At 69.6% G+C, this 2,468-nt stretch carries 3 protein-coding genes and 1 pseudogene; 1 reads left to right on the plus strand and 3 read right to left on the minus strand.

Going from position 1 to position 2,468, the window contains the following annotated elements; translation table 11 throughout:
• The coding region (locus x551_RS21175; protein WP_036251047.1) for a cation transporter at positions 1-853 on the minus strand (853 nt) is incomplete at its 3' end.
• Positions 854-946: 93 nt separating this feature from the next.
• Between x551_RS21175 and x551_RS21180 the strand changes: the two are divergent.
• Positions 947-1,413 (plus strand): annotated as a pseudogene (locus x551_RS21180) (DUF192 domain-containing protein).
• A 60-nt stretch (positions 1,414-1,473) separates the two neighbouring features.
• Here the strand turns inward: x551_RS21180 and sodB are convergent.
• Together sodB and x551_RS21190 are read right to left on the minus strand one after the other, a co-directional pair.
• Complete coding sequence (gene sodB, locus x551_RS21185) at positions 1,474-2,055, minus strand: superoxide dismutase [Fe] (protein WP_036236374.1); 582 nt, start codon at positions 2,053-2,055, stop codon at positions 1,474-1,476.
• A gap of 126 nt (positions 2,056-2,181) precedes the next feature.
• Positions 2,182-2,468 (minus strand): exodeoxyribonuclease VII large subunit (locus x551_RS21190; RefSeq protein WP_275452080.1); only part of this gene is annotated, 287 nt, incomplete at its 5' end.

A 2,468-nucleotide genomic window follows, 5' to 3' on the forward strand; every position in this document is an offset into this window, starting at 1 on the left:
CGCTGCCGTCGGCGGCGAGTCGCTCGACGCTGTCGGGCAGGCGGCGCAGCAGCGCGTCGAGCGAGCGCGTGCTGCGCTCGCGCGAGCGCGCCTCGAGCCAGCGGCCGGCCAGCAGGAAGCAGACGAACATCGTCAGCGAGTCGAAATAGACCTCGTGACCGAAGATCCCGCCAGGGTCGAAGCTCGCAGCGCTGCTGGCCACGAAGGTGACCGCGATGCCGAGCGCCACCGGCACGTCCATGCCGATGCGCCACTGGCGCAGCGATTGCCAGGCACCGCTGAAGAAGGGCCGCGCCGAGAACAGCAGCACCGGCAGCGTCAGCACCCACGCCGACCAGCGCAGCAGCGCGGCGAGATCGGGCGCGATATCGCCCGGCGCCGCGAAGTAGCCGGGCGCCGCGGCCATCATCACCTGCATCATGCAGAAGGCCGCGACGAACAGCCGCCACAGCGCCTGGCGCGATTCGGCCTGTCGGGCCCGCAGGGCGTCCTCGGCATCGGCCAGGTAGGCTTGGTAGCCGGCCCGCTGCACGGCCTCGATCAGGGCCGAGGCGCGGGTGCGGGCGGGGTCCCAGTCGACCTCGGCCCGCTCGGACGCGCCGTTCACCCGTGCCGCACGCACCCCATCGACCCGCTCCAGTGCCGCCTCGATGAGTCCCGCGCAGGCCGCGCAGTGCAGCCCCTGCAGGACCAGCCGGGTGCGGGCCTCGCGCCGGCCGTCGGCAGCCTCCTGCCACGTCGTGCAGGCGGCCAGCGCCGTGTCGTCGTCCAGCGCAACGCGCTGCCGCCCCGACAGTTCGGTCGGCGGCAGGGCCAGCGCAGGGGCGGCAAGTGTCAGGGTGGTGGCAGGCATGGGGCGTCGACGGAGCGCGGCAGGCGTCAGCCTGCGGTCGGCTGCGGACGGCCCCGTGCGTTACTCTAGGACCGAACTCTCCCCGTCGAACTGATGCAGATCAAGCCCGCACCTCGCCGTCACCTCCGTCTCGTCGTTCCCGCGCTGCTTTCGCTGCTGGCGGCGACCGCACTGGCGCAGTCGGGCCCGCAGAAGCTGCCCTCGGTGCGCCTCAATGCGGGCATCCACAACATCCAGGCCGAGGTGGCGCGCACGCCCGAGCAGCGCGCCATCGGTTTGATGAACCGGCCGACAATGCCCCCGAACGACGGCATGCTGTTCGTGTTCGACGAGGCCGCGACGCAGTGCTTCTGGATGAAGAACACGCTGCTCCCGCTGTCGATCGCCTACCTGGCTGACGACGGCACCATCACGCAGATCGTCGACATGCCGCCGCAGACGCTGGATTCGAAGTGCTCGACGCAGCCGGTGCGGCTGGTGCTCGAGATGAACCAGGCTGGTTCGCCAAACGCGGGCTCAAGCCGGGCAGCCGCCTCAGCGGCGACGCCTTCAAACCCTAGACGCCCAAGGCATGAAAAAGGCCGGCACTGGGCCGGCCCGGGATCGCGCCGAGGCGGGACTCAGGCGAAGTTCTTCGCCGCGAAGTCCCAGTTCACGAGCGAATTGAGGAAGGTCTCGACGAACTTCGGGCGCGCATTGCGGAAGTCGATGTAATAGGCATGCTCCCACACGTCGACCGTCAGCAGCGCCTTGTCGGCGGTGGTCAGCGGGGTGGCGGCGTTGCCGGTGTTGACGATGTCCACCGAGCCGTCCGCCTTCTTCACGAGCCAGGTCCAGCCGGAGCCGAAGTTGCCGACGGCGCTCTTCGTGAAGGCTTCCTTGAAGGCGGCCAGGCTGCCCCACTTGGCGTCGATGGCGGCCGCCAGCGCGCCGCTCGGCGCACCGCCGCCCTGCGGCTTCATGCTGTTCCAGAAGAAGGTGTGGTTCCAGATCTGGGCGGCGTTGTTGAACACGCCACCGCTGGACTTCTTGACGATGTCTTCCAGGCTCAGCGACTCGAACTCGGTGCCCTTGATCAGGTTGTTGAGGTTGGTCACGTAGGCTTGGTGGTGCTTGCCGTAGTGGAACTCGAAGGTCTCCTTCGAGAGGTGCGGCGCGAGGGCGTCCATCGCATACGGCAGCGGCGGCAGGGTGTGTTCCATGAGGTCTGTCCTTCCTTGGTCTTGAGCCTGGGGGATGAGATGGGCATTGTAGGCAGCACCCGCAGGCCGGCCGCCTGCGCGGCGCATGCCTGCATCAGCGTCGGGGCTTGTCGGGTTCGATGCCGATCACCTGCGCTCGATGCGGCCGTCGGCCAACCGGGCTTTCACGGTCTGCCCCGGCTGCAGCTGGTTCACCGATGTGAGCGCCCGTCCCTCGGCGTCACCGAGCCACGCATAGCCGCGCGACAGCACGCGCTGCGGGTCGAGCGCACCCAGGCGTGCGACCAGCACGTCGAGCCGCTGGACGGCGCGCAGGCGCAGTTGCCGCGCCGCCTGCATCCAGCGCGAGGCCAGCACCGCCTGGCGCTGCTGCTGTCGCTCGAGGTGGCGGTGCATCGCCGTGCGCTGCCGTT

Source organism: Methylibium sp. T29 (assembly GCF_000576205.1).
Lineage (GTDB): Bacteria > Pseudomonadota > Gammaproteobacteria > Burkholderiales > Burkholderiaceae_C > Methylibium > Methylibium petroleiphilum.

Bases quoted from the DNA above. Each gene is read 5' to 3' on its own strand.
- sodB (WP_036236374.1), bottom strand. From the start codon at position 2,055: ATGGAACACACCCTGCCGCCGCTGCCGTATGCGATGGACGCCCTCGCG.